The organism is Clostridium folliculivorans (assembly GCF_024341905.1).
Taxonomy (GTDB): Bacteria; Bacillota; Clostridia; order Clostridiales; family Clostridiaceae; genus Clostridium_AR; species Clostridium_AR folliculivorans.
In genome coordinates this window covers 132,052-158,400 of sequence record NZ_BQXY01000004.1, presented here as the reverse complement: position 1 = coordinate 158,400, position 26,349 = coordinate 132,052, and the positions used below count along the sequence as shown (strand labels likewise).

Below are 26,349 nucleotides of genomic sequence, written 5' to 3'. Positions count from 1 at the left end.
AAAATGAGTGATGTTGTTCATAAGCTATTATTAATAATTAATACCAGTAATGAAAAAGATATTGACTACAATATTTCTTGGATAATGCTTCAAAATATAAATAAAATATCAAGCATGAGTATAAACCAGTTAGCTGACTTATGTTATGTATCCATTTCTACCATAAGTAGGTTTTGCAGAAAACTAGGTTGCAACAGCTTTTATGAATTTAAAAACATGCTAGTATATGATGACAATGAATATTTTGATCCAAGAAATAAAAGCATAAACATGAACATTAATGAGGATGCCTCTGATCTATTTTTTATGGCTAAGAAAAACATAGACTTAGCTACTGAAACTTTAAAGACAGAGGAAATTGACCAATTAGTTCAGTATATACATGATTATCCCAGTGTATCCCTGGTAGGTTTAAATACAGGACAGAGCATTACTCTCGATTTTCAGAGTGAATTAATGGTACTAGGTAAATTTGCAACAGTTTTTGTAGATATTGATAAGCAACTAGATAATATAAAATCATTAGATGAAAATTCATTACTAGTTATATTTTCAATATCAGGTGGCTGCAGCTATAATTCCAGACTTAGTGAAGCCTTAAAGCAAAGTAAAGCAAAAAAAGTATTAATCACTCAAAATCCAGCTACCCCTCTACTTGAGTACGTAACTAAGGTAATTCTATATGGAAATGAATACTTCCCTTTTGTAGGGAGATATGCTTTTTTATACGTTAAAGATCTTATTTTAATGAGATATAGATTCTTATACGAAGTATAAGAATCTATTCCTTAACACGTCAATGTAGCAATCTAATTATCGAAAACTAATAAAGATAGATTATTTAGTTATAGTTCATGCAATGAAAAAAGCTATATATAATACATAATTGAGTTTCATATATTATGAAACTCAATTATGTATTTCTTTTTTGCAATGGCAATATTATATTAAAGTTTGCTCCCCCTCTTATATTATTATCAGCAGTTATTATACCGCTATGTTTCTGAATAATTGTCTTTGTAATAGCTAACCCCAATCCATAATTTCCGCCTTTTCCTTTAAAGAACCTATCAAATATATGTTCCTTATCTTCCTTATCAAAACCTGAACCATCATCATTTATATCTATAACTATAGCTTCATCTTTCTTTTCTAAGGAAATATCTATTATCTTATTGGAGTATCTAATGCAATTAGCTAATATATTAATGATTGCTCTCATTAATTTCTCTTCATCACAATATAAAAACAACTCCTCATCGCAATGTGTAAATAATATTTCTCTTTCATTTTTTATAGTAATGCCTTTAATCCTATCAATGGAACTGCTTATTAATTCTTTCATATCTACCTTTTCTAAATTAAAATCATCTTGCATTGCATCTATTTTTGATAAATACAATAGATCTTCAACTAGGGTAGATAGTCTCTTGCTTTCTTCTATTATTATTTCTATAGCTTTGTTTTTATCCTCTACAACATTAAGCCTAATACCTTCTGCATATCCTTGTATCGACATCAAAGGTGTTCTAAGTTCATGAGATGCATTCTGCATGAAAGTTTTCATAGTATTATCATAAGAAGAAAGTTTTGTAGCCATAAAGCTCATAGTCCTTGATAGATCTGTAAGCTCCTCATGTTCAAAATTAAACTCTTTTACCGTGTAGTCTCTTTCTGCAATATTTTTTGCATACTTTATTACATCATAAATTGGATTGCTAATCTTCTTAGCCAATTTTGTTGATATACTTAAAGAGATTATAGCCATTATTATAAGTATAGAAAAAAGTAAAAGATTTACCTTCCTTGTGACTTCATCACTCTTAGACAAATCTGAATATACAATTAGGTAACAACTATTATTTTGTAGCTTAATAGGATATGATACAGCCTGATACTTATTACCACGAATATTCAAGTTAATCACTACACCTCTACTAATATTAGATATTTGATTTTTTTTTATTTTGGCAATTAACTCACTTGAAGTATCTTTATCTTCTTGATTAATATTTTCATTAGGATATATTATATTTTTGTCTTCATTTATAACTATATATTTAATATCCAAGATAGAGTTGGCTCTTTTTAGAATTGAGTTTAGTCTTGAATTACCCCTCTCATTTACCTGCAAGTTCTGCAACTTATCTAAACCCAAATTAGTTGAATTTTGATTTATTGATTTTTGTAATATCTCTCCTGTCGTAATAATTTGATTCCTTGTTTCCCTTCTAACATAAATTCTTAAAGCTAAATCAAATATAATAGCTGTTAGCAACATAAATATTAATATTATTATTAGATGAGAAGTGAAGATACTTTTATTTATAGACTTCTTTGCTTTTCTCACATAAACACCTCTATTCAGCTATTTTCATTATAAATCCATATCCCCAAAGAGTTTCTATTCTTAAGTTTGAATTTGCATTAGCTAACTTTTTACGTATTCTCTTTATCATATCATCAGTAGCTCTTGTATCCACTTCACTATCAAATCCCCAAACCTTGTTTAATAATTCTTCTCTACTTATTCCTTTATTAACATTTTTACAAAGGTATCCTATTAAATTAAACTCCATTGGGGTTAGTTTTATTTCATTACCCTTACACTCAACAAATCTTCTATCTAAGTAAATATTTATATCACCTACACGAATTATATCAGTACTAAAATTACTTTTATCAAATTCCATTCTTCTAAATATGCTTTTTACTCTAAGCACAAGTTCCACTGGACTAAATGGCTTAGTCATATAATCATCACTGCCAAGCATAAGTCCCGCAATTTTATCTGATTCACTGTCTTTTGCCGAAATTATTATAATTGGTATATTACTATGCAACCTTATCTTTGAGCAAACTTCAAGACCATCCATACCAGGCATCATTATATCTAATATGACCATATCTGGAGTCCTTTTCATGAACTGCTCAAGCAAAGAACTTCCATCAGAAAAAGTTTCTACAGCATAACCATCTTTTTTTAAAAACATCTTTATCAAATCTTGTATTTTGACCTCATCATCTGCAATATATATTAGCTTCTCTGCCATTATTAAATCACCTCTTTATCTATAGAAGACATGAAATTTTAAAAATTGATTTAAAACTTAAGTTATAAGTCTTTATATAAATTTTTATTTTGATTATATCATAGTGTATATAGTTCTTTGTTAACTAAGTAATCTTGCCACAGTTTTGCCACAAAGTTTCAGAGACTTATCCTAATATCAGATGTTATACTCTAATCATACAGTTAAAACTTGAAGTTACATAGGAGGTTTAAATTGAAAAAATTTTATTTCATTCTAATTATTATGTTATCAGTATCATTGTTTATAGGATGCACCCGTAACAAGCCAATAAACTCTACTAGTGGTACAAACAAATCAAATATAAGTAATAAAGAATCTACTGCAACTAAGTCCAATTCTTCTAACTCAAACAATTCTACAGCAAAGACAGATAGTAATAGCGATGTTGCACAAAATATTGATAGTTCTATGAATAAGCTTGATAGTGTAATGAACGAGTTAGATGACAAAAATGATATAAATGAAACCGAAAATTTAGTAAATACCATTAATTAAGGGGGATTATAAAAATGAAAAATTTAAAATTAAAATTAGTGTCTTCATTAGTAGCATTATCAATAATAATACCTTCAACCCTAGTAAGGGCAGATGAGTTAAATGTTTCTACTAGTAAACTAAGTAATCTTGTAGAAAAGAAAGCTCAAGTGATATCAAACATTGAAAAAAGAAAGGAGTATAAGACTTTAATCTCCTCAAAGAAAGATATCATCAAACAAAATCACGAAACCAATCAAGCTTTACGAAAAGAAATACTTTCAAAAAAGGAACAGGTAAAAACATTATTAAAGGGTATAAAAGGCAATAATAGCCAGATTAGTAGTGAGGATTTAAGCAAAATAGGATCTCAACTAGATTCTATAAAAACTCAACTTTCTTCGCTTTCATCTACATCAGGTACTATAAAAGCTTCATTTAACACTATAAAGAATGATTTCAAAAGTAAAAATTATGATCCTATAGAAGGTGAACTTAATAATATTATATCCATTCAAAATAAGAGAACCGATTTACTAAAACAACTAAATGATGCAATGTCTTCACTTATCACTACAGTTCAAAATTCTACATCAACCAATACTGCATCCTAAAAGAAAAAGTCTGCTATCAACTCACATTCTTGATGGCAGATTTTTTTATTAATAAATGAATACTTACTTTTTAATTGTATGGAACATTATTAGCATACTTTTTTCATATAATTATCAATAAAATCTATAATACATTTTCTGCATATTGATAATCATAATTTGTTAACTTTTTGTATATAGTATACAATGCAAATCATTTGCATTGATTAAATTTTTTCATAGGTTTAGAATGTAAAAGTAGAAGCTTTAGAAAGAAGGGATTTCTTTGAAGGTAAAAGTAGATTTATTTTCTGGTTTTTTAGGTGCAGGAAAAACTATGCTTATAAAAAAACTTATAAGCGAACAACTAAAGAACGATAAGATCGCAATAATAGAAAATGAATTTGGAGAAATAGGTATCGATAGCAGTTTCTTAAAAACTACTAAGATCGATGTTAAAGAAATAAATGCAGGCTGCATATGTTGTAGTGTTTATGGAGATTTCACTGAAGGAATTAATGAAGTAATTAGTAAGTATAATCCTGGAAGAATAATAATAGAGCCATCTGGAGTAGCAAAACTTTCAGAAATATTATCTGTGTTTAAAGAACCTAATCTAAAGGATAAGGTTGCTATAAATATGATAATGACAGTAATAGATATAACAAAATATGATATGTACGTATTAAATTTTGATGATTTCTATAAAAATCAAATAATAAATGCCAAAACTATAATATTGAGTAGAACTCAGAATGTGACTAAAGATATGGTGGTACAAACTGTCTCAAAGATTAGAGAATTAAATAAAAATGCAAATATAATAACAACTCCATGGGATGATTTAAAAGCTGAAGATATAATAAATATCGCTGAAGGTGATGCTCAAAAGCAGCTTATTGAGAAGGTAAATCTTATAAGAAGTAGCTTGGCTAAAGTTTCGCTTAAAAGCTCAACAACAAGATCTACTGGAGAAACCTTTAAGACTATAGGGATAGAAACACCTAAAGTATTTTCAAAAAGTACCTTAGAATCTATACTCACTCGATTAAATGATAAAAAAATATATGGAACAATTCTAAGAGCAAAAGGAATAATAGAATCCTCAAGCAGCAAATGGTTAGAATTTGACTTTGTACCAGGAGAGTTTGAGATAAGGCCTTCTTTGCCAGATTATTCAGGAAGAGTCTGTGTTATTGGAAATGAGCTCAATTCAAGCGAGATAAAGAAACTATTTGAAGTTTAAATTTTATTTTATAATTTATATTTAAGTACCTATTTTGGGGTTCCCCTACAAAATCAATTTTCTATTTGTGGAAGGTTTGGATATCTATAAACCTTCTAACAGCTATAAAATAACAATTGTAGTTGGAGCCCTGTAATTATTGACTAACTTTTACATCCTTTAAATAGTACAAGTTTTTAATTAAAAACATAAATTAGATTATCAAGGCATCAGAAAAGATATACCACAATTAGAAATTAATTATTATGTAACTTATTCTTATATAGGTGTACTATAATAATGTATTATTATAGATGTACCACTTCGAACCGAAATCTATTTTTAAAACTCTCACGGCTTCTGGTGAGAGAATTTAAAAATAATAAGTTTTATTACGAAGTGGTACATCCATAATTTATACAAACATTTAAACTTAAAGGCGTGATTACACTATGAAAACTAAAATAGATATTGAAATAGTAACTGGCTTTATAGGGTCTGGTAAAACATATTTTATAAATACACTTATAAAGAATACTTTTCTTTTCATGGAAAAGGTACTAATTATTCAAAATGAACAAGGCTTATGTCAAATCGAAGATAGTATTATAAATAGTAAGAACATAATATTAGAACAGTATAATCCACAATTAAAGCTGAGTTCAGACTATATTAATTCTATGATAGATAAATATAAGCCTCATAGGATAATAATAGAATACAATGGTACAAAAGATCTTATTGAATTAGTTGATACTATTTCCCTGGAATTAACTAATCGTTGCAATATTAGTTCAGTTTTCTATATTTCTGATATTAATACATATGGAATGTTCCTATCCAATATGCCTGGACTTGTTCTTCCTTGCATATACCACAGTAATCTAATAATATTAAATAATTGTTCTAAGATTTCTAAGGACAAGCTTAAAGAAATTAAATCCAATATTAATAGCCTGAATAGAGATACATTTATAGCTGATATAGATAAAATGGATTCTCTAGAAAAAGAGTTACAGTACATGGCCATCTTAGACGGAGGTTTTCTTAAATTTTTAAGAATTTCTCTAAAAACAATCTTATCTAAAATATAATTACCTCAGTGATTAGAAAGCGGTGTTTACAATGGAATATAGAGAAACTTCTAAGAAAAATTACATAAACTATTTATCAAAATTAGCATTTATTCCATTGATAATATTGATAATATTATTAATGTTAAAATTTAAGATAGCCTTAAATGGAAGAACCCTAAAAAACTTTTCCGCGATTTTTATAAGTATAATTTTAGAGGCAATGCCCTTTATATTTATAGGTTCTCTTATATCATCTTTCATACAACTTTATGTATCTGAAAAGACTATAGCCAGAATCTTACCTAAAAATAAGTTTTTAGCTTTATTATCTGCATCTGTAATAGGCATATTCTTTCCAATATGTGAGTGCGCCATAATTCCTATAGCAAGGCGACTTATAAAAAAAGGTGTGCCAGTTGGAGTTGCTACTACATTTATGCTAGCTACCCCTATCATCAATCCAGTAGTACTTATGTCTACATATTATGCTTTTAATCATAGAATATCTATATTGTTTATAAGAAGCATTGCAGGAATTGTAGCAGCCATAGCTATAGGATCTATTATAAGTATACTAGAAAGAAATAACTCAGATTTACTTAGAGAAGATATTTATGATGATAGTGATGATCTTTGCGGATGCGGTGAATCTCATACTGCATCTAAAAACAAATCAAAATTATCTTCGTTGCTTGATAATGTTATCACAGAATTTTTTGACATAAGCAAATTTCTAATTTTCGGTGCAATTTTATCTGCAGTATTCCAAGTTCTAGTATCAAGAGATAGTATAAATGTATTAGCTAGAAATCCTTATATTTCTGTACTCGCTATGATAGGACTAGCTTTTATCCTTTCAATCTGCTCCGAAGCAGATGCTTTTATAGGCTCTACATTTGTGGGCCAGTTTACTACTGGATCTATAATAGCCTTTTTAATATTTGGACCTATGCTTGATATAAAGAACACCTTGATGCTAGTTGGAGGCTTTAAAAGAAAGTATGTAATTACATTGATTATATGCATTGTTATTATTTGCTTTATCTTAGGTTCTTTAGTTAACTTTATGGAAGTAATGAAGGTGATTTAACATGAAAAGATTTAATTTTAATGAGTTTATAAAATTTATTACTTTGTTTCTATTATCATTATTTCTTTATAACCTTAATGCTACTGGCAACATAAAATTATTTATAACTCCTAAGCTAATATTTTATGTAAATATACTCCAAATAGCATTAATAATTTTAACTCTTTATCAACTAAAAAAATCTTTTACTATAGCTACTTATAAAAGATCTAACAAAGTTCATCTTCTGTTTATATTCACTATTATAGTAGGTTATGGTGCAAGCAAAGCAGGCATTGATACCACTATAGTTGACAATAAAGGCGTAAAAGCAATAAATAAGCTAGCTAATGTCTCTGGAGAACTTACTGCAGAAGAAAGAGCAAAGAAGCTTCCGCTTAATATAACCAGCGAAAATTATGTAGCTTCATTGTCAGATATGTTCCAGCATGTATCTGAATACAAAGGGAGACAGGTTACTATAAGTGGATTTATACACAAAGAACAAGGGCTAGATACAAATGAATTTGTAATTTCTAGATTATATATGAGTTGCTGTATAGCTGACTCACAAATTGTTGGGCCTATAGGCAGAATACGTGATAGAAGTATAGATTTTAAGGAAGGACAATGGGTTACAGTAGTTGGTAAAGTCTCCGAAAAAGATCAAGTTCAAGATGGTCAAAAAACTGTAACACCAGTTGTTGTAGCTGATAGTTTTCAAACTATACAAAAGCCTTCTGATCCTTATGTTTACTTAAAATAAATCATATGTATATAATTAATCTCTTTTAGAACTATCTAAAAGAGATTTTTTTTTACAAATAAATTTCAATAAATATTATTTGTCATTGATTTATATTTATTCAAATTTATTAACATGTTAAAAACTCCTGTTATACACATACTTACCACTAACCGCCATGTAAATGAATAAAGATATAACATACCATTATTTGCATTGTACACAATCGATAATTAGTATTAATTAGTATTGTATTTTATTTAATATGCTAATATACTTAATATAAGTCATAATAAAGCATTAAAAGATTATAACATTATAGTTAAATCAATAATTTTATGGAGATAACTCAAAAATAGAACGGCTTACTTAGTTAAATTGAAATTAAATAACAATTTTATAAAGATTCATAGATTTAAATTGGTATTCAAAATTTATAATTTATATTTATTAAAGTTTTTCTTATAACTATGAGTAAATATATCTAAAAGATTTCTTTACCAATATTTATTTTTTAAAGAACATATCAGAAAGTATTGATAATATGTAAAATTCTAAAGTTAGTGGTAAACTCGATAAAATATTAAATAAAAAGATCGGAGATTAAATTATGAAAATATTCAATAATCTATCTGTTAAGAGTAAACTCATATCTGGCTTTTCAATAGTTATTGTATTTATGGTAGCTATAACCTTAATTAGTCAGCTAAACTTGAATAAAATAAACCAAGCATCTAGTTCAATGTATAACGAGGAATTTCAAACCTTAAAAAATCTAGAAATTGCTAATGCCAATACAATGCATATTAGACTAAGCGTAATTAACTTAGTTGAAGCAAGAGACAAATCAAAGGTTTCTTCAACACAAGAAAATATTGCTTCATATAGACAAGAAAATAATAAAATTTTTGATGAATTTTCAAAGACCATCCTAACTGTTGATGAAAAGACCGAGTTTTCAAAATTAGAGAGTGAATTGTCAGATTATAGAGCAGCTTGTGATAAGATAATAGCTCTTGTATCAGAAGGAAAATATGATGAAGCAGCTACACTTAGTACAAGTTCTGCTGATATTAGAAATAAACTTACAACTTCTATAGAAAAATTAGTAAGTGATGTAGATAAAAGTGCTGTGATTAAAGAAACTAATAATAATACTATATATAAAAATTCTTTAATAACCGTAGTATCTATTTCAGTTGTAGCTATACTAATTGGAATCATACTTTCTACAACTTTAACACTCACAATCTCTCGCCAAATAAAGAGAATATTAAATTTCGCACACTATTTAGGCGAAGGCGACTTGTCTCATGCTATGACAATTGATAGTAAAGATGAATTTGGTAATCTTGCTGTTGAATTAAACAAAGCCAGCAGCAATGTGAAAGAATTAATCTCTAAGGTTATTAACGATTCAGAAACCTTAAGTGCATCTAGTGAAGAACTGGCGGCTTCAACACAAGAAATTTCTGCAGTAATGCAATCCATAAGTCAATCTACTGATGAAATAGCTAAAGGAGCTCAAAATCTCAGCATGGTATTTGAGACTGTAAGCTCTTCTTCTGAAGAAGTAACTGCAACTACAAATGAATTAGCAAATAGAGCTGAAGATTCTCTGAAATCAGTTAGAGAAATTGATAAAAGAGCGATTTCAATTAAAGAAACCGCTTCAAAAAACATTAAAGAAAGTGCAGAAATCTATGAAGAAAAAAAATCTGGGTTACTATCAGCTATTGAAGAAGGCAAGGTAGTTGAAAAAGTTAAAATTGCAGCTGATTCTATCGGAGCAATCGCAGAACAAACTAACCTTTTAGCCCTTAATGCTGCTATAGAAGCAGCAAGAGCAGGTGAGCAAGGCAAAGGCTTTGCCGTTGTTGCCGATGAAGTGAGAAAATTAGCAGAACAATCTTCAGAAGCTGTAGTCAGCATACAAGCTATGGTTAATCAAGTGCAATCAGCCTTCAGTAAACTTTCCGAAACAGGGTCAGGTATGTTAGATTACATGAACGATGTAGTAAAGCCAACTTATGAATTTCTAATGAGTACAGGTATCCAATATGAAAAAGATGCAGCTTTTGTAAATGATATGTCTGAAGAGATTGCCTCTTCCTCAAAACAAATGAATACAGTTATGGATCAGGTAAGTGAATCAATACAAAATCTTTCAGCTACAGCAGAAGAATCTGCTGCAAGCTCTGAGGAGATACTTAGCAGCATTACTGAAGTTACTGAATCAATTGACGATGTATCAACAGCAGTTCAGAATCAAGCAATATTAGTTCAAAACCTTAATAATATGGTTCAAAAATTTAAAATATAAAAATGTATTAATCTAAGAGTATTATATGGAGCATTAATTCCAGATAATACTCTTTCTTATTTATATAAATTTTAAAATCTTCACACTATTTTCTTTATTTTTTATGCATTTATTAGTAATAACTAGTAGATACTATGAAAGTACGCATATTCAGATCGATATTAAAGGAGGTACTTTCTGTGACTAAAGTTATGAAAACAATGGATGGAAATCAAGCTGCTGCTGAAGCATCTTATGCTTTTACAGACGTTGCAGCTATATATCCAATTACTCCATCAACACCTATGGCAGAAGGAGTTGATGAATGGGCTGCTCATGGAAAAAAGAACTTATTTGGTCAGCCAGTTAGAGTAGTGGAAATGCAATCAGAAGCTGGAGCTGCTGGAGCAGTACATGGTTCATTAGCTTCTGGAGCTTTAACCACTACATATACAGCTTCTCAAGGACTACTTCTAATGATACCTGTACTTTATAAAGTAGCTGGTGAATTATTACCTGGAGTATTTCATGTAACAGCTAGAGCTATAGCCACTCATGCTCTATCTATATTCGGTGATCATCAGGACGTAATGGCTGCTAGACAAACAGGGGTTGCATTACTCGCATCTTCAAATGTTCAAGAAGTTATGGATTTAACAAATGTATCGCATCTAGCCTCAATTAAAAGTAGAATTCCATTCTTACACTTTTTTGATGGATTTAGAACATCTCACGAATATCAAAAGATAGAACCAATAGCTTATGAGGATGTTGCGAAACTAGTTGATTACGACGCGATAAAGCAATTTAGATCTAGAGCTCTTAATCCTGAGCATCCAACAATAAGAGGAACTGCTCAAAATCCAGACATATACTTCCAAGAAAGAGAAGCTGCAAATAAATTCTACGAGCAAGTTCCTGATATAGTAGAAAACTATATGAGAGAAATAGAAAAAATTACTGGAAGAGCTTATCATCCATTTGATTATTATGGCGACCCTAATGCAGAAAACATAATAGTCGCTATGGGCTCAGTTTGCGATACCATAGAGGAAACAATTGACTATCTTAAAGAAAAAGGTGAAAAAGTAGGGGTTGTAAAAGTTCATCTTTATAGACCATTCTGTCAAAATTACTTTATGAATGCTGTTCCTAAAACCGTAAAGAAAATTTCAGTTTTAGATAGAACTAAAGAGCCAGGTGCTCCAGGTGAACCTTTATATCTTGATGTATGTAATATTTTCTATAACAATGATATGAAACCTACTATAGTTGGTGGTAGATATGGATTAGCATCAAAAGATACTACACCATCTCAAATACTGGCAGTATTCAATAACTTAAAACAAGATCAACCTAAAAATGGATTTACTATTGGTATAGTTGACGATGTCACAAACACTTCTCTTAAAGAAGAAGATATTATAGATACTACACCAGAAGGAACCATTAGCTGTAAATTCTGGGGCTTAGGCTCTGATGGTACTGTAGGTGCAAATAAAACTGCTGTAAAGATTATAGGAGATAATTCTGATTTATTTGCTCAAGCATATTTCTCATATGATAGTAAAAAATCCGGAGGAAGCACTATATCTCACTTAAGATTTGGAAAACAAAGAATCAAATCTCCATATCTTATATACAATGCTGACTATATTGCATGCCACAACAAATCATTTATATATAATTTTGATGTATTAAAAGGATTAAAAAAGAATGGTTCTTTCGTGCTTAATTGTCCATGGACTGGCGAAGAATTAGAAAAAAGATTACCTGCTACAATGAAAAAATACATAGCAGAAAACAATATAAACTTCTATGTTATAGATGCTATTGCTATCGCCCAATCAATAGGGCTAGGCGGAAGAATAAATATGATAATGCAATCTGCTTTCTTCAAACTAGCTAACGTAATTCCTGTAGAACAGGCTGTTGATTTACTAAAGAAATCAGTTGAAAAATCTTATGGCAAAAAAGGCGAAAAAGTAGTAAAAATGAATCAAGCTGCTATCGATCAAGGTATTGGAGCACTTAATAAAATTAATATTCCTGACTCTTGGAAGACAGCCACTGATGACTTAGGTCCTATAAAAGAGGAACCTGATTTTGTTAAGAACCTTCAAAGACCTATGGCTAGAAATGAAGGTGATTCGCTTCCTGTAAGTGCGTTTAAAGGTATGGAAGATGGAACCTTCCCTGTTGGGACTACTAAATATGAAAAACGTGGTATAGCCATTACTATTCCTGAATGGCAGATAGATAAGTGTATTCAATGTAATCAATGCGCTTATGTATGTCCTCATGCTGTAATAAGAGCTAGTCTTTTAGATGAAAATGAAAAGCAAAAAGCTTTAGATACCTTTGAGACCAAGAAGGCTGCAGGTAAAGGACTTGAAGGCTTAGAATTCCGTATACAGGTAAGTCCTCTTGATTGTACTGGTTGCGGAAACTGTGCAGATATTTGCCCTGCACCAGGAAAAGCATTAATTATGAAACCTGCTGATGAACAAATCAAAATGCAGTCTGAAAACTGGGAATTCTTTCTAACAGTTACAAGTAAAGAAGGCTTAATGGATAAAAAGACTGTAAAAGGAAGTCAATTTGTAAGACCTCTATTAGAATTCCATGGCGCATGCCCAGGTTGCGGAGAAACTCCATATATAAGACTTTTAACTCAATTGTTTGGTGATAGAATGATGATAGCAAATGCTACAGGATGCTCATCAATTTGGGGTGGAAGTGCTCCGGCAATGCCTTATACAACAAATGCTTTGGGAAAAGGTCCATCTTGGGGTAACTCCTTATTTGAAAATAATGCTGAATATGGTTTTGGTATGTATTTAGCTGTAAAACAAATGAGATCTAGAATAGCTCAACTTATGGATGAGTATTTAAAGAACGGAAAAAGTGAAAATATTAAGTCCTCTTTCAATGCTTGGTTAGAAGCAATGGAAGATGGTGATAAGTCTAGAGAAGTTTCAGAAAAGGTTCTAGAAGCTATAGGATCAGAAGACTTTAATAGCGATCCAGCACTTAAAGAAATCTTAGATAAAAAAGACTATCTGGTTAAAAAATCTCACTGGTTCATGGGCGGAGATGGATGGGCTTATGATATAGGTTATGGCGGTCTAGATCAAGTAATTTCTAGTGGTGAAGATGTTAATATATTTGTAATGGACACAGAAATTTACTCAAATACAGGAGGTCAATCTTCTAAGTCTACGCCAACTGGTGCAGTTGCTAAGTTCGCTGCTGGTGGAAAGAAATCTAAGAAAAAAGACCTTGGTGCAATGGCTATGACTTATGGTAACGTGTATGTAACACAAATAGCCATGGGTGCAAATATGAATCAAACTATAAAAGCTATAGCTGAAGCTGAAGCTTATAAAGGGCCTTCTCTTATAATAGCTTATGCCCCATGTATAAGTCATGGTATAAAGACAGGTATGGGAACAAGTATGGCTCAAGAGAAGAAAGCTGTCGAAGCAGGTTATTGGCATCTTTATAGATATAATCCTCTTCTCAAAGAAGATGGAAAAAATCCATTCGTATTGGATTCTAAAGAACCAACAAAACCTTACAAAGAATTCCTAAGTAGTGAAGTTCGTTATACATCATTGATGAGCGTATTCCCTGATGCTGTTGATCATGCATGGGAAACAGCTGAGAAGGATGCTAGAGAACGTTATGAGACTTATAAACGTTTAGCAGAGCAGACTTATTAAACGTCTTTAATAAATTAAGCTCTGATACCAATAAAATTAAAAAGAGAGAACCTTAGGTTCTCTCTTTTTAATTACTATTTTTGATTTGTATCTACCCACTCTTTAGCATTTCTAACATCTAATTCACTTGGAATTTCAACATTAGAAACTTCTTTAGTCTCTGCTATATTAGCCCATGCAGCTGTGTCATGTCTTTCTATAGGTTTTGCCATATCATGTTCCTTATATCTATTATCAGCCATATTAATCAATCCTCCTGTAAAGATTTAATTTTTAGACGCACTAACCTTAATTAATACGTCTATAAACATTGTTTTAATCTAACTTAGCTTAAGAAAGTTTTAAGTTATAATATATTTCAATATATTATATATTGTTGCTTAAAAAAAATTTAGTATTCATTTACGTATTGGCTACTTTACACGTAATTACCTATTACCACAATTTTAATTCTAAATTATTATTTCAAGAAACTTCCAATCCATAAAATTTACTCTATAAAACTATTAAAAGCCTTAATAAGAAACAGATACCTAGTCGAATGTTTCCACTTAAAATCAATAAAAAAAAGTTATCCATATCTTAGTATGAATAACCTTTTAACTAAAAAATTACATTTAATTTTAAAATAGTGTTTAAATATAAATTTAATAGAAACTATAACTAGTTTATTACTCTTCTTACTTTTCCAATCTTATTCCATGGTACATCTACGACTCTCACAAAGCTCTTAGAATTTGGAGCCTCAATCCATTTTCCGTCGCCCACATACATACCTACATGACTTATATCTGAATAGAATAATAAATCTCCAGGTTTAACCTCATCTTTGCTTACTTCTTTACCATCATTAATTTGATCGTAGGTGGTTCTTCCTATATTTATTCCTGCCTGTTTAAATCCCCATTGCATAAGCCCAGAACAATCAAAAGCTTTGTAACCTTTATTAATAAATTGCACCGGTATATTATCATATATTCCATTATCAGCCTGGCTAGGAAATGCTTTTTTTAGCAAGTCAATAAGACTTGAAGTAATTTCTTGTCCATAGCCTCCATATATATAAGGAGTTCCTATTTGAGTCTTTAATACATTATATACTTCTTGGAATGCATTACTTGTAGTTTCATTTCCTGATGTATTTGTTTCTGCTACTACCTTTACATAAGCCTTGCTTACATATCCAGTCTTTCCATTAAAATCTATATTGAACCAGTCACCTGAACTGCTTAATATCTTAAACGTCTGATTAGGAAGTATATATGCTATTGCACTTGAGTCACTGCTTGCTTTACTTCTTAATCTAAGATTTGTTGTAACATTATAAACCATACCAGTCTGGACTGTTACTTGCGGTGCTTGTGGTTGCTGTGTTGTAGGAACCTGAGTTGTTGGTTGTTGTACTACAGGTGTATTTTGAGAATCAGCTGGTTTTTGCTCAACAACACTATTAGAGGTCTCTGTAACTTTTACATACTGCTTACTTACATAACCAGTTCGGTTAGCAACCTGTATATAGTACCACTCTCCACTAATATCTTTAATATCAATAGCTTGTCCATTGTATAAATAGCCAATAATTGCTGAACTTGTGTTAGCGCTTTGTCTTATTCTTAGAGTAGTACTTATATTTATAACTTGTCCTTTAGAAGGTTTCTCTACAGTTTTTGTAGGTTGATTATTTTGTTGGTTTGTATTTGATTGATTAGCATTATTACTTGTATTTTGATTATTGCTAGTTGGTGTACTTGTCTCAGTAGAAGCACTAATTTCCTTAACATAATCTTTATGAACGTATCCAAGTTTATCATTAAACTTTATATAGTACCAATCTCCACTTTTTTCTTTTATATCAAATGTCTGACCATTACTCAAATAACCTATTACTGCTGAACCTATATTAGCTAACTGTCTTATTCTCAAACTAGTGCTTACATTTATAACTTGTCCTTTAGATTGAGTAGTAGTTGCCTGCACTGTTGAAGTTTGAGTAACTACTTGAGTACTGCTACTAGTAGAAGCTGGAGCCAATAATACAACAGTTGTACTTGGCGTTTCTTTTACATAATCCTTATGGATATATCCTACTTTTCCATTTATACTTATGTAGTACCAGTCACCTGCTATACCTTTTATATCAAATGTCTGACCGTTATTTAAATATGATATAACCGGAGAATCTGTCGAAGCGCTTTGCCTCATTCTAAGGTTAGTGCTTATATTTACAACTTGTCCTTTTTCTGAACCAGACTGCTTTATTTGAGTAATATTCGTACTACTTTTAGTTGTATTGCTTACTCCAATTGCTCTCTCAATAATAGAGTAAATTCTCTGACCATATGTATCTCCAGAACTTAATGCTTGATCAAAGGAACTGTAAGCTGTGGTATCATATCCTGGGTAAGCCCACTTACCACCTAGTTCTTCTAAACTCTTTGCGCTGCCTCTTGCAACAAGCTGGAACCTTGGATCTGCTTTTTCATTTTTTAATGGCTCTGTTGATGCATAAGCCTTTAGATGTTGAACTTGCGCTCTAAGTCCTTCTCTTACATCCTTGAACTTACTGCGACTTTGATCTATTCCTATAGCACCTATTCCAGCAAAATTATTATCTTCCGCAGTAACTATTCCTTTTCCATCATTATATCTAAAGTATCCAGTCTCTAAAAAAGCCTGCGATACTACTATATCTCCTCTTACACCTTCTGCTTGAGCTTCTTCGTACGCAATGTTAACAAAATCATCTATAGAAATAGATAATTGATAATTACTTATCTTCAAAGACTTAAAGTAATTTATCATTTGTTCTTTGCTTGCCTCTGAGCTTCCCATAATATTATGGTAGCTTACGGAATTAACTTGAGTTGTTTGAACTTGAGTTTGTTCTGTAGCATGAACGTATTGATTTGTAAATCCAATCGTAGATGCAATTGCAGATGTAGCTAATAACAACTGTAATATCTTTTTTCTATTCAACTGATTATCCCCCCACTAAAAACATTTATTACCCTTTATATATGTGCCAAAATACCACTAATTATGAAATTTTCGAGCATATATAAAGATAAATATGCTGCAAAACTATGATGAATTTTACTACTTCTTATTTAATTATAACTTATAAAAAAATATTTGTGTCCAATTTATGAAAAAAAGTAGTAAATTTAACCACAAAATTTCATATTTAACTTTAATCTTCATTAAAAAAGAACTCTTTATCAAGCTTAAATTTCTTTTTAACTTGTTTTAAGCTAATTTTATCAGCAATATTTACTTTATATAAGATATATTGAGCTAGTAGTATTTCAAAAGGTAACCAGCTTCCATGTGTCATAGGTAGTATATATCTAGATGCTCCCTTCATTTCTCTAAAAAGCGACATTCTGCTACCAATGGGAATAACTTCATCTAACAATGCATCTATAATAGTTACTCTTTCCTTTTTCAAATTGCTTGCATAAGACAATGGATCAATTTTAAAAAGCGGATGTATTTCATCATTGTTAATTAACTCATTTAAAGACATAGCTCTAACACTTGGCAATTGCCTTTCATAAGTTTCAAACAATCTTTCTTTATCATATAAATAGTGTATATCCCTATGATCCTCTTTAAATAATTTTCTTGCAAAACCAGCCGCTGGTGATTGATGTATTATCTTAGGAAAATACCCTCCCGTAGTCATAAACATAGCTTGATCTATTCTTTTGTCTAAGGAAGCTACAATTGATGAAAGCATTCCACCAAGACAATATCCCATTATACAATTATTTTTCGTCCACACCTTTTTTTGTTCGAGATAATCAATCGTACTCATAACATCCACTACAGCATGTTGCCAAAACTTATACATTACCCTTATCTCAGGATACAAAAAACTTCTTCCACTCACTGAATCATTTTCAACTCTTGTATAGTTTCCAGGTATTACTGGAATTGAGCAGTAAACACCTGCAGAGGCTAAATGAGCACCCATCCAAAGTAAAAACTTTATATTCCTGCTACCAAGTCCATGCAAAAGAATAGCAGATGCTTTAACTTCTTTCTTAGGCTCAAAATTATATACCTCTACAGTTTCTGTTCCAGGTGCTGGAGAACTATATAAAGTCCTAAATCTTGTATAGTTAGCTCTATAGTTACTTCCTTTTAATATATATCCTTCAACACATTTTATAGTTTTTTTATTATACTCAAAATCTATCCTCATAATAAAATCAACTCTGATTAACAAATATTCTACATACCATTTATATGAATGATCATGAAAATAGGTTCATTTATATGTGAATAAATGAGCCTATTTTTGATGAGCAAATATATTATTTAATTGCTATTATAGATGTACCACTTCGAACCGCAATCTATTTTTAAAACTCTCACGGGTTCTGGTGAGAGAATTTAAAAATAATAAGTTTTATTACGAAGTGGTACATCCTACGTGTCTTTAATAATGAACTCTTACTAGCCAGTATTTTATCTTTTTATCACTCCAGCCTAAATCCCAAGGAACATTGTTTCTATCGGTATTATGACAAGTGACCAAGGCATATCCTTTAGAATCAGCTCCAGTAACAACTGAAATGTGGTTTATGTCTCCCTTTTTCTCATATGCAACGAAATCTCCTGGAAGCAATTTATAAGATGCTTTATAAACTTTTTCATAACTTCCATAGGCTATAACTGAAGCTCTTCCGCTTCCAACCATATAGTTTTTAAACCCATCAGCATTCAACCAAGCCCTTGTAGCACCACTATTATCATATCCCCAAGCTCCATTCTTTTTAAACTTGCCACCTTCATATAGTATCTGTGATGCAAAGTTCGCACAATCTCCGCCTTCTGGGTTGTAGTCTCTATATTTTTTATTATATTTAAATTCAAAAGTTTCTTCACTTGCTGCTCCACAGTATCTAAATGCATACTCGATAGCACCTTTTCTTCTCTCATTCAGAGTGGAAAAATCTCTTGGGGGCTGGGAAAGTATATGTGTTTTTATAGAGTCTACTTTAAGCTTTTCTAAATCCAAAGAATCTCCAAAAGGATCCTTATACCATTCTTTATTTATAATCCACTTATCTTCCAACTTCGCTAAACTCATTATGTGATACGTCCCTATTCTAAAGCTATTTACTATATCAGGTTCATTGTCATAAATATATCTGTATTCAGTAGAACAAATAAAGTTAATAGAAGCTTTAGACTGATCACCTCTTACTTTTCTTACAACAACCTTAGGAACTATTTCTATAAATTTAGCGCCTTGTTTTTCTTGCCAATTGTGAAGGTATTGATCTTTCTTTTGCTCATACTCATAAGCCCAAGTTCCAAACTTGGTTTTTGTATCATATAATTCTTTAACTAAATTCATATTTCCATCTATTATTGCTTTGTTTCTATTATTAAAGATATCCTGTACTATTGTAGTAGCCTCTTCTTTTGTAATTGGCTTAGCACTCTCGTTAGCAATAGGCTCAGCATTAACTCGCTTTATATCAAAACAAGAACTAAGAATTGTAAGAATTAAAAATACGCTGGATATCTTTATAATCATTTGTTTTTCATAACATATTTTCTTTAGCATAATAAAACCACCTTTTGCACTAATATTTAAGTGATTTAAAAATATAGATTTATCATTCCGTCCTTAGTTCTTATCATAAGACTTGATGATACTTTTTATACATTGTAAAATACATTAATATACTTATAGGTTTTTTTCTATTGTATCTATGAAGGACTTTATGTTTTCATCACTAATTGGTACCTTGCCCCACCAGTTATCAAACTTCTCATCTTTATTACCAAAATATTTAGCTTTAATTATAATTTCTGGTCTATACTCGTAGTGAAGTATATCAAAATGTATCCATTTTCCTCCCCATATAAAATTGTTAGCTTCAAATACCTTAGGTATCTCTTTTGTATATCCTTTTATTCTCTTATCTCCTTGTTCTAAAGAAGCCCATTGCCAATAGTCTCTTGAGTCTCTGTTAAGGTCTATTGCAATACCAAAAGCATGAGGACTTAACCTTCCTGTTCCAGATATTATCCTATAATTATAAGTGCCATTGAATGGATATATATCCGAACCAGCCTTACCATTAGACTTTGTTAATTCATTAAGTGACTTTATAACTGTATTTAGATTGCCTGCAGCCGCATTTTGTCCATTAAACTGCATTCCTCCTGCCACTAACTTTAAGTTTTTTTCTATTTCACCTTTACTATGCCCATATACATCATGTAATAATTCATAAACTCTCATTCTTCCAGGGTCAAATTTATCTGCTACAACTCCATCTATTGATTCAAGAGGATAAATCTGTTCCAGCATATCTTGAAGATCTGGATTGGCTAACTTTTGTTCAAAAGTTTTTTGCTTTTTATCGTCATAAATTATTTTTTTTCCTGATTTCATAACGATATATACATTTTCATTATTTTTTTCCACTCCAGTTATATAAGAAGGATATGCCATCATAAGGGTTAATAAATCCTGTTTCATTGTTATATTGTAATCGGGTTCTTTTGTTTTAGCTCTAGCCTCATAAGAAAACATTAAACACATTATTAGTATTACTGGTATTACCTTTCTTTTCATAAGTATCATCACCCTTTACTAGTATTTAAAATAACCATAACAACTTTATTTAAGCTTATTTTTAAGAGTCTTATTGAAATATAGTCTTTACTACAAATAAGCTATTAAAATTCGTAAATATAGAAAAAAGCCTTAATGTTATAGTTTCTAACATTAAGACTTTCATTTATATATTTTCCACTTATTAAATTCGTATGTGTAGATATATTTACCACCACTTCCAACACCATATTTACAATTCTTTAAGCATTTAATTAAAGTATCAGATAGAGTGACATATAAACTTCAACATATTGTTAATTGAAGTTAATTATTTAAAAATTTATTTAAAATATTTATAGTATAATCTATATCTTCTTTTGAAACCCAATAATGAGTAACAAATCTTAGCTTTCCGCCTTCTTGTCCATTTATTTTTATATTGCTATCATTAAAATATTTAACTATTTTATCTGATATTTCTTCAACATTATCAATAGTAAAGAAAACCATATTTATATCTAAATTATCTCTATCAACCTTAATTCCTTCAATTTTCTCAAGCTCATCTGCTAGATACACAGCATTCACATGATCTTCACCAAGTCTTTTAGTCATATCCTTTAAAGCAATTAAACCAGCTGATGCTAAGAAACCAGCTTGTCTAAGTCCACCACCCATCAACTTTCTCTTTTTTCTAGCCTTATCTATAAATTCCTTACTACCTGCTAGCATAGATCCTACTGGCGCACAAAGACCTTTTGATAAACAGAACATTACTGAGTCACAATACTTTGTTATTTCTTTAGCTTCAACCCTCAAGAAGGAAGCTGCATTAAACAATCTAGCTCCATCTAGATGAACTTTAAGATTATTTTCTTTAGCTATATTACTTATCTCTCTCATATAATCTACGTCTACTACAGCTCCATTTGAATAAGCATTTTCAACGCAAATCAATGATGTTTCTGGAAAATGAATATCTTCAGTTCTTATAGTAGCTCTTATTTTATATAAATTCATTCTTCCTCTCTCTGTAGGAAGAGCTCTTAATTGAACACCTGCTATAACAGCTGCAGCTCCAACTTCATGAGCTACTATATGGCAATCCTCTCCGAGAATAACCTCTTCACCTCTTCTACAATGAGTAAAAAGTGCTAATTGATTACCAAAAGTTCCACTTGGTACAAATAATGCTGCTTCCATTCCTACTAGCTCTGCAGCATATTTTTCAAGCTCATTTATTGTAGGGTCATCACCATATACATCATCCCCAACCATTGCATTGAACATAGCCTCTCTCATTGCTTCTGTTGGCTGTGTTACTGTATCACTTCTTAAATCAATAAATCTCTTTGACATAACTTGCCTCCCCAAATACAAAATTAAATATTATTATAGCGTTTTTAAAGCGTTGTATAGAAATTAATTGTAGGTTTAAAGTTGTACATATTTAATAATAACACACTATAATATTGATAAAAACTTAAATAGAGAGGTATAATATATAAAAATTACTTATTAAGGTGGTGAAATTTTATGAGACCAGTACTATTTTTTATGATGAAGTCATGTCCTTACTGCAAACAAGCAATAAACTGGATGAAAGAGCTTGAACAAGAGAATCCAGCATATTCTGATATAGAAATAAAAACTATTGATGAAAACTTAGAGCCAGATGTAGCAGATCAGTACGATTATTATTATGTACCAACTTACTACATTAACGGAGAAAAGGTACATGAGGGCGTTGCTACAAAAGAAAAAATAAAGCAAGTATTCGATACTGCATTATTATAGAACATACGATTATCTTTATAAATGAAAAATTACCTTTCAGCAGAACAAGCTTGAAGGGTATTTTTTTATTGAAATCCATTAACCTATGGCTTCTAACTTAAACTTATATTTTCAAATTCTCCTTTTATAACCCAGAGAAGTTTTGAAAATAAATGTAGATTAAAGTGATACATCTTTAATCTACATTAGCATATGTAAAGTATATACTTTATATATTTATAATGGTATAATGTAAACATTATCAATATATCGTACATGTTTATAAAAAATTACTTTTTATAAAGATTCATATTAAAGGAGGAAAATTCATGGCACATACTCCATCAAACTCAAGATACAATAATATGAAATATAATAGATGTGGGAAAAGCGGTCTAAAGCTGCCTGCAATATCTCTTGGTTTATGGCATAACTTCGGTGGCGTAGACACCTTAGAAAACCAAAAAAGATTAATAACCACATCTTTTGACTTAGGAATAACACATTTTGATTTAGCAAACAACTACGGACCACCTCCAGGATCTGCAGAAGAGAACTTTGGAAGAATTCTTCACTCCGAGCTTTCTGGATATAGAGATGAACTAGTTATCTCTACAAAAGCAGGCTATGGAATGTGGCCAGGCCCTTATGGTGACTGGGGATCAAGAAAATATTTGATATCAAGCTTAGATCAAAGCTTGAAAAGAATGAATTTAGATTATGTAGATATATTCTATTCTCACAGACCAGATCCAAATACTCCTGTTGAAGAAACTATGATGGCTTTAGATCAAGTAGTTAGACAAGGTAAGGCATTATATGTAGGTATATCAAACTACAGTGCTGAACAAACAGCAAAGGCTTCTAAGATATTGAAGGAGCTTGGAACTCCTTGCCTTATTCATCAGCCAAGGTATTCAATGTTTGATAGATGGATTGAAGACGGACTTCAAGAAGTCTTAGAAGAAGAAGGAATAGGCTCTATAGCATTTTGCCCTCTTGCTCAAGGCTTACTAACAAATAAATATATCAATGGAGTTCCTCACGATTCTAGAGCCGCTAACCCAACTTCTCCTTTTCTAAATTCTGATGCAATAACAGTAGAAAAGGTTGAAAAGATAAAGAAGCTTAATGACATAGCACAAAATAGAAATCAATCTTTGGCTCAAATGTCACTTGCATGGGTTTTAAGAAATGGTAAAGTTACTTCTGCACTTATAGGTGCAAGTAAGGTTTCTCAAATTATAGAGAATGTTCAGGTAGTAAATAATCTAGATTTCTCTGAAGAAGAGCTTAGATTAATAGATGAAATCACTAAATAACTTATTTAAATAAGCTTTTATTTTTAATTATTATGGATATATTACTCCGTAATAGAATTTATATTAAAAGAACTCTGCTCACAACCCAGCAGAGTTCTTTTAATAACCTTAATACTTAGTTGCATATCTTTTACTATACCAATACAAATTACGCAATTCTCTTAACTTTAAAAGTTCCTGCAGTAAATAATACCAGTGAAAATAACACCACTATCAATGCATATTCTGGTTTCTGAGTGTTTATTGACTGCAATGCCCAGTATTGAGGAGTAAACTTAGAAAATGCAGTAACAGACTTAGGCAAAAAGTCATATGGCATAAAACTTCCACCTACAAAGCATGTCACTCCTACAATTATTTGTAATACTACATTGATATAGTTTTCCCTCTTTACTACCCTAGTAACTAGAATTCCAAGGCTTAATGATACTAGTGCCAAGCAACTTATATTTAGAATAGCTATAGGTGCTTTTGTAAGCATACTATGAGAATTTACTAGAGCACTTAATACATAAATCGAACTATAGGATAATGCAGATATTATAAATAGCGCCCCTAGTATAGCTCCTATTATAACGCCAGGTTTATTAGCTGTAGTAAAACTTCTCACAATTATATTTTGCTCATTTAGGTGAAATAGATCCATCGATATGCCAATAGAACTGAACAGTGCAAAACTTATTATCAAATTAAGTACCATAGCATCCCCAAAATTAGTCTTATCTTTTCCTATAACTGAAATGTTAGCTTCTTTATAACTTAAAGCTTTCAAGCTTATATCTTTTCCGTTACTTTTAAACTCATTTTTTAGTATCATATTATTTATAAGTGAATCAGCATTTAATTGAAAATTTCCTAAATCAGAATTACTTCCAAGCTTATAAGAAATTATTTGAGGCTTTTCACCCCTTCCGATTTTATCAGAGAAATCCTCAGGTATCTCATAAAACACACTTATATTTTTCTTTTTTAGCTTTTCTGTGGCCTTATCTTTATCATATATCTTAATATTAGTATTAGTTTGTATTTCTTGAATAAATTCATTACTATAACTTCCCTTATCACTGTTTACAATAACATTCTCATTATCAGACCCAATTAGATTGTTAAATAAAAATCCTAAGCCTAAAACTACAATAAATGGAACAATAATAGTTGCTATAACAGTGCTTTTACTTTTAGTCAGTCTCTTTAGATTACTTTTCAACAATATTAAAAAACTCATAGTTAATCCTCCCATGCAATATTAACTTTAACAAAGCTTACAACTAGAAACATCACCGCTACTAAAAGCATAAGCATAATTTGGTTTAAGGCACCATAACTGCCTTCAATTATAGCCAAGTTCTTATAAGAATTAAGTATCAATGAATTTGGAGAAAAATTAGATATTATTTTTAGTACACTAGCATCAGTCATATCAACGCTAAAGAAAACTCCTCCAATCATTAGCGGTAAAGCTGTAATAACGGTAATTATTGAGTTACTTACTTTCTCACTTTTTACAAAAGCTATTATCAAACCTATAACAGATGCTTGAAGCAAACTTTGAAAAACAACTGCAACTAATATCCATACTATTGAAGTAGTGAAAGCTATCCCTAATATTTTATTTACCATCACGTATACTATATTTATAAAAAATACTATTATGAAGGAGGAACTTAAATATCCTGCTAAGTAATTAATCTTTTTGTTAGGAGTGGAGAAGCTCCTTCTTAATATTCCAGCTCGCTTATCTTTGTAGAATAATTTTACTAAGGTAAGCATTATCATAACTGATGAGAAACTAAACATTGATATAGTGTAATATTCTCTTGCTCCTAATGATTTGTATCCTTCTATTACCTTTTCCTTAACGGAAGGCACCTTTTGTATCTCCTGAAGTTTTCCAACTACTTTACTAGTAAGTGATTTCTTTTGTTCATCATTTAAACTAATAGAATCTATATTTTTGTAGATAATTTTATATTGATTAATATTTTCAGTAAAAGTTCTCATAAATCCTTGAACCATATCTAAAGCACTATCAGACCCAGATACTTTCTCTATTGTTATATCATTAAAAGATTTATCTATTGTAACTCTACACTTTATATCATCTACAGCATCACTATTTATAAAATTCTTAACTTCTTTTGTATTTAACATTGCTTCTAAAGCTTTTCCTTCTTGTGAAGTTTTATCATATTTAAATTCAACTTTTACAGGTTCAAAGGAACTTTTACCAGAGAATACATCCTGCTGCATAACACCATAAACATAAGCCGCTATCATAGGACAAATTATAAATAACACAAATATTATTCTGTTCTGCCTAATAAAGGATATTAAGTTTTTTCTTATTTCTGTTACTAGATTCAT

The 26,349-nt window shown here is 30.6% G+C and carries 21 protein-coding genes; 11 read left to right on the top strand and 10 right to left on the bottom strand.

Annotated elements, in window-relative coordinates; genetic code table 11:
- The first annotated feature begins 3 nt into the window (after positions 1 to 3).
- Positions 4 to 777, top strand: coding sequence for a MurR/RpiR family transcriptional regulator (locus OCU55_RS13745; protein ID WP_261852883.1), 774 nt, complete (start codon positions 4 to 6; stop codon positions 775 to 777).
- Between the two features lie 136 nt (positions 778 to 913).
- On the opposite strand, the gene OCU55_RS13740 is transcribed toward OCU55_RS13745, so the two are convergent.
- Positions 914 to 2,350, bottom strand: coding sequence for a HAMP domain-containing sensor histidine kinase (locus OCU55_RS13740; protein WP_261852882.1), 1,437 nt, complete (start codon positions 2,348 to 2,350; stop codon positions 914 to 916).
- A gap of 10 nt (positions 2,351 to 2,360) precedes the next feature.
- Positions 2,361 to 3,053: a response regulator transcription factor gene (locus OCU55_RS13735; protein ID WP_261852881.1), complete on the bottom strand. Its 693-nt coding sequence runs from the start codon at positions 3,051 to 3,053 to the stop codon at positions 2,361 to 2,363.
- Positions 3,054 to 3,287: 234 nt separating this feature from the next.
- Here OCU55_RS13735 and OCU55_RS13730 point away from each other — a divergent pair, with 234 nt between their 5' ends.
- The 8 genes from OCU55_RS13730 (at position 3,288) to nifJ (ending at position 14,304) form a co-directional block, all read left to right on the top strand.
- A complete protein-coding gene (locus OCU55_RS13730; RefSeq protein WP_261852880.1) occupies positions 3,288 to 3,590 on the top strand; it encodes a hypothetical protein in 303 nt (100 codons plus the stop codon).
- A gap of 14 nt (positions 3,591 to 3,604) precedes the next feature.
- On the top strand, positions 3,605 to 4,183 hold the full coding sequence (locus OCU55_RS13725) for a hypothetical protein (protein ID WP_261852879.1): 579 nt from the start codon (positions 3,605 to 3,607) through the stop codon (positions 4,181 to 4,183).
- 265 nt (positions 4,184 to 4,448) lie between these two features.
- Positions 4,449 to 5,408 (top strand): CobW family GTP-binding protein, encoded by a 960-nt coding sequence (locus tag OCU55_RS13720; protein WP_261852878.1) that lies wholly within the window; start codon positions 4,449 to 4,451, stop codon positions 5,406 to 5,408.
- A 431-nt stretch (positions 5,409 to 5,839) separates the two neighbouring features.
- A complete protein-coding gene (locus OCU55_RS13715) occupies positions 5,840 to 6,481 on the top strand; it encodes a GTP-binding protein (RefSeq protein WP_261852877.1) in 642 nt (213 codons plus the stop codon).
- A 31-nt stretch (positions 6,482 to 6,512) separates the two neighbouring features.
- Positions 6,513 to 7,553 carry a permease gene (locus OCU55_RS13710; RefSeq protein WP_261852876.1) on the top strand — a complete coding sequence of 347 codons (1,041 nt, stop codon included), beginning with the start codon at positions 6,513 to 6,515 and terminating at the stop codon, positions 7,551 to 7,553.
- A gap of 1 nt (position 7,554) precedes the next feature.
- Positions 7,555 to 8,298 carry a TIGR03943 family putative permease subunit gene (locus OCU55_RS13705; RefSeq protein WP_261852875.1) on the top strand — a complete coding sequence of 248 codons (744 nt, stop codon included), beginning with the start codon at positions 7,555 to 7,557 and terminating at the stop codon, positions 8,296 to 8,298.
- A 589-nt stretch (positions 8,299 to 8,887) separates the two neighbouring features.
- Complete coding sequence (locus tag OCU55_RS13700) at positions 8,888 to 10,600, top strand: methyl-accepting chemotaxis protein (protein ID WP_261852874.1); 1,713 nt, start codon at positions 8,888 to 8,890, stop codon at positions 10,598 to 10,600.
- A gap of 179 nt (positions 10,601 to 10,779) precedes the next feature.
- Entirely contained in the window at positions 10,780 to 14,304 is a 3,525-nt protein-coding gene (gene nifJ / locus OCU55_RS13695) for a pyruvate:ferredoxin (flavodoxin) oxidoreductase (RefSeq protein ID WP_261852873.1), read from the top strand.
- Between the two features lie 74 nt (positions 14,305 to 14,378).
- On the opposite strand, the gene OCU55_RS13690 is transcribed toward nifJ, so the two are convergent.
- The 6 genes from OCU55_RS13690 to ltaE all read right to left on the bottom strand — a co-directional run bounded on the left by OCU55_RS13690 (position 14,379) and on the right by ltaE (position 22,246).
- Positions 14,379 to 14,546, bottom strand: a complete 168-nt coding sequence (locus tag OCU55_RS13690) for a CDIF630_02480 family spore surface protein (protein WP_183279468.1) — start codon at positions 14,544 to 14,546, stop codon at positions 14,379 to 14,381.
- A gap of 421 nt (positions 14,547 to 14,967) precedes the next feature.
- The gene (locus tag OCU55_RS13685) at positions 14,968 to 17,280 is read right to left on the bottom strand and encodes an SH3 domain-containing protein (protein ID WP_261852872.1); all 2,313 of its coding nucleotides are present in this window, start codon (positions 17,278 to 17,280) and stop codon (positions 14,968 to 14,970) included.
- 214 nt (positions 17,281 to 17,494) lie between these two features.
- Positions 17,495 to 18,511: a dienelactone hydrolase family protein gene (locus OCU55_RS13680; protein WP_261852871.1), complete on the bottom strand. Its 1,017-nt coding sequence runs from the start codon at positions 18,509 to 18,511 to the stop codon at positions 17,495 to 17,497.
- Between the two features lie 237 nt (positions 18,512 to 18,748).
- A complete protein-coding gene (locus tag OCU55_RS13675; RefSeq protein WP_261852870.1) occupies positions 18,749 to 19,885 on the bottom strand; it encodes an amidase domain-containing protein in 1,137 nt (378 codons plus the stop codon).
- Between the two features lie 123 nt (positions 19,886 to 20,008).
- On the bottom strand, positions 20,009 to 20,905 hold the full coding sequence (locus OCU55_RS13670) for a M15 family metallopeptidase (RefSeq protein ID WP_427847054.1): 897 nt from the start codon (positions 20,903 to 20,905) through the stop codon (positions 20,009 to 20,011).
- A 306-nt stretch (positions 20,906 to 21,211) separates the two neighbouring features.
- Positions 21,212 to 22,246 (bottom strand): low-specificity L-threonine aldolase, encoded by a 1,035-nt coding sequence (gene ltaE, locus OCU55_RS13665; RefSeq protein WP_261852869.1) that lies wholly within the window; start codon positions 22,244 to 22,246, stop codon positions 21,212 to 21,214.
- Positions 22,247 to 22,423: 177 nt separating this feature from the next.
- On the opposite strand from ltaE, the gene OCU55_RS13660 reads away from it, so the two are divergent.
- Entirely contained in the window at positions 22,424 to 22,684 is a 261-nt protein-coding gene (locus tag OCU55_RS13660; RefSeq protein WP_261852868.1) for a glutaredoxin, read from the top strand.
- A gap of 308 nt (positions 22,685 to 22,992) precedes the next feature.
- On the top strand, positions 22,993 to 23,985 hold the full coding sequence (mgrA, locus tag OCU55_RS13655) for an L-glyceraldehyde 3-phosphate reductase (protein ID WP_261852867.1): 993 nt from the start codon (positions 22,993 to 22,995) through the stop codon (positions 23,983 to 23,985).
- A gap of 148 nt (positions 23,986 to 24,133) precedes the next feature.
- Here the strand turns inward: mgrA and OCU55_RS13650 are convergent, their stop codons facing one another.
- Positions 24,134 to 25,210: an ABC transporter permease gene (locus OCU55_RS13650; protein WP_261852866.1), complete on the bottom strand. Its 1,077-nt coding sequence runs from the start codon at positions 25,208 to 25,210 to the stop codon at positions 24,134 to 24,136.
- Between the two features lie 2 nt (positions 25,211 to 25,212).
- A complete protein-coding gene (locus OCU55_RS13645; protein ID WP_261852865.1) occupies positions 25,213 to 26,349 on the bottom strand; it encodes an ABC transporter permease in 1,137 nt (378 codons plus the stop codon).

What these genes read in the sequence shown, in the direction of transcription:
- OCU55_RS13745 (WP_261852883.1), top strand. Translation starts at nt 4, where the DNA reads ATGAGTGATGTTGTTCATAAGCTATTATTAATAATTAATACCAGTAAT.
- OCU55_RS13735 (WP_261852881.1), bottom strand. Translation starts at nt 3,053, where the DNA reads ATGGCAGAGAAGCTAATATATATTGCAGATGATGAGGTCAAAATACAA.
- OCU55_RS13725 (WP_261852879.1), top strand. Translation starts at nt 3,605, where the DNA reads ATGAAAAATTTAAAATTAAAATTAGTGTCTTCATTAGTAGCATTATCA.
- OCU55_RS13715 (WP_261852877.1), top strand. Translation starts at nt 5,840, where the DNA reads ATGAAAACTAAAATAGATATTGAAATAGTAACTGGCTTTATAGGGTCT.
- OCU55_RS13710 (WP_261852876.1), top strand. Translation starts at nt 6,513, where the DNA reads ATGGAATATAGAGAAACTTCTAAGAAAAATTACATAAACTATTTATCA.
- OCU55_RS13705 (WP_261852875.1), top strand. Translation starts at nt 7,555, where the DNA reads ATGAAAAGATTTAATTTTAATGAGTTTATAAAATTTATTACTTTGTTT.
- OCU55_RS13700 (WP_261852874.1), top strand. Translation starts at nt 8,888, where the DNA reads ATGAAAATATTCAATAATCTATCTGTTAAGAGTAAACTCATATCTGGC.
- OCU55_RS13690 (WP_183279468.1), bottom strand. Translation starts at nt 14,546, where the DNA reads ATGGCTGATAATAGATATAAGGAACATGATATGGCAAAACCTATAGAA.
- OCU55_RS13680 (WP_261852871.1), bottom strand. Translation starts at nt 18,511, where the DNA reads ATGAGGATAGATTTTGAGTATAATAAAAAAACTATAAAATGTGTTGAA.
- OCU55_RS13675 (WP_261852870.1), bottom strand. Translation starts at nt 19,885, where the DNA reads ATGCTAAAGAAAATATGTTATGAAAAACAAATGATTATAAAGATATCC.
- OCU55_RS13670 (WP_427847054.1), bottom strand. Translation starts at nt 20,905, where the DNA reads ATGAAAAGAAAGGTAATACCAGTAATACTAATAATGTGTTTAATGTTT.
- ltaE (WP_261852869.1), bottom strand. Translation starts at nt 22,246, where the DNA reads ATGTCAAAGAGATTTATTGATTTAAGAAGTGATACAGTAACACAGCCA.
- OCU55_RS13660 (WP_261852868.1), top strand. Translation starts at nt 22,424, where the DNA reads ATGAGACCAGTACTATTTTTTATGATGAAGTCATGTCCTTACTGCAAA.
- mgrA (WP_261852867.1), top strand. Translation starts at nt 22,993, where the DNA reads ATGGCACATACTCCATCAAACTCAAGATACAATAATATGAAATATAAT.
- OCU55_RS13650 (WP_261852866.1), bottom strand. Translation starts at nt 25,210, where the DNA reads ATGAGTTTTTTAATATTGTTGAAAAGTAATCTAAAGAGACTGACTAAA.
- OCU55_RS13645 (WP_261852865.1), bottom strand. Translation starts at nt 26,349, where the DNA reads ATGAATCTAGTAACAGAAATAAGAAAAAACTTAATATCCTTTATTAGG.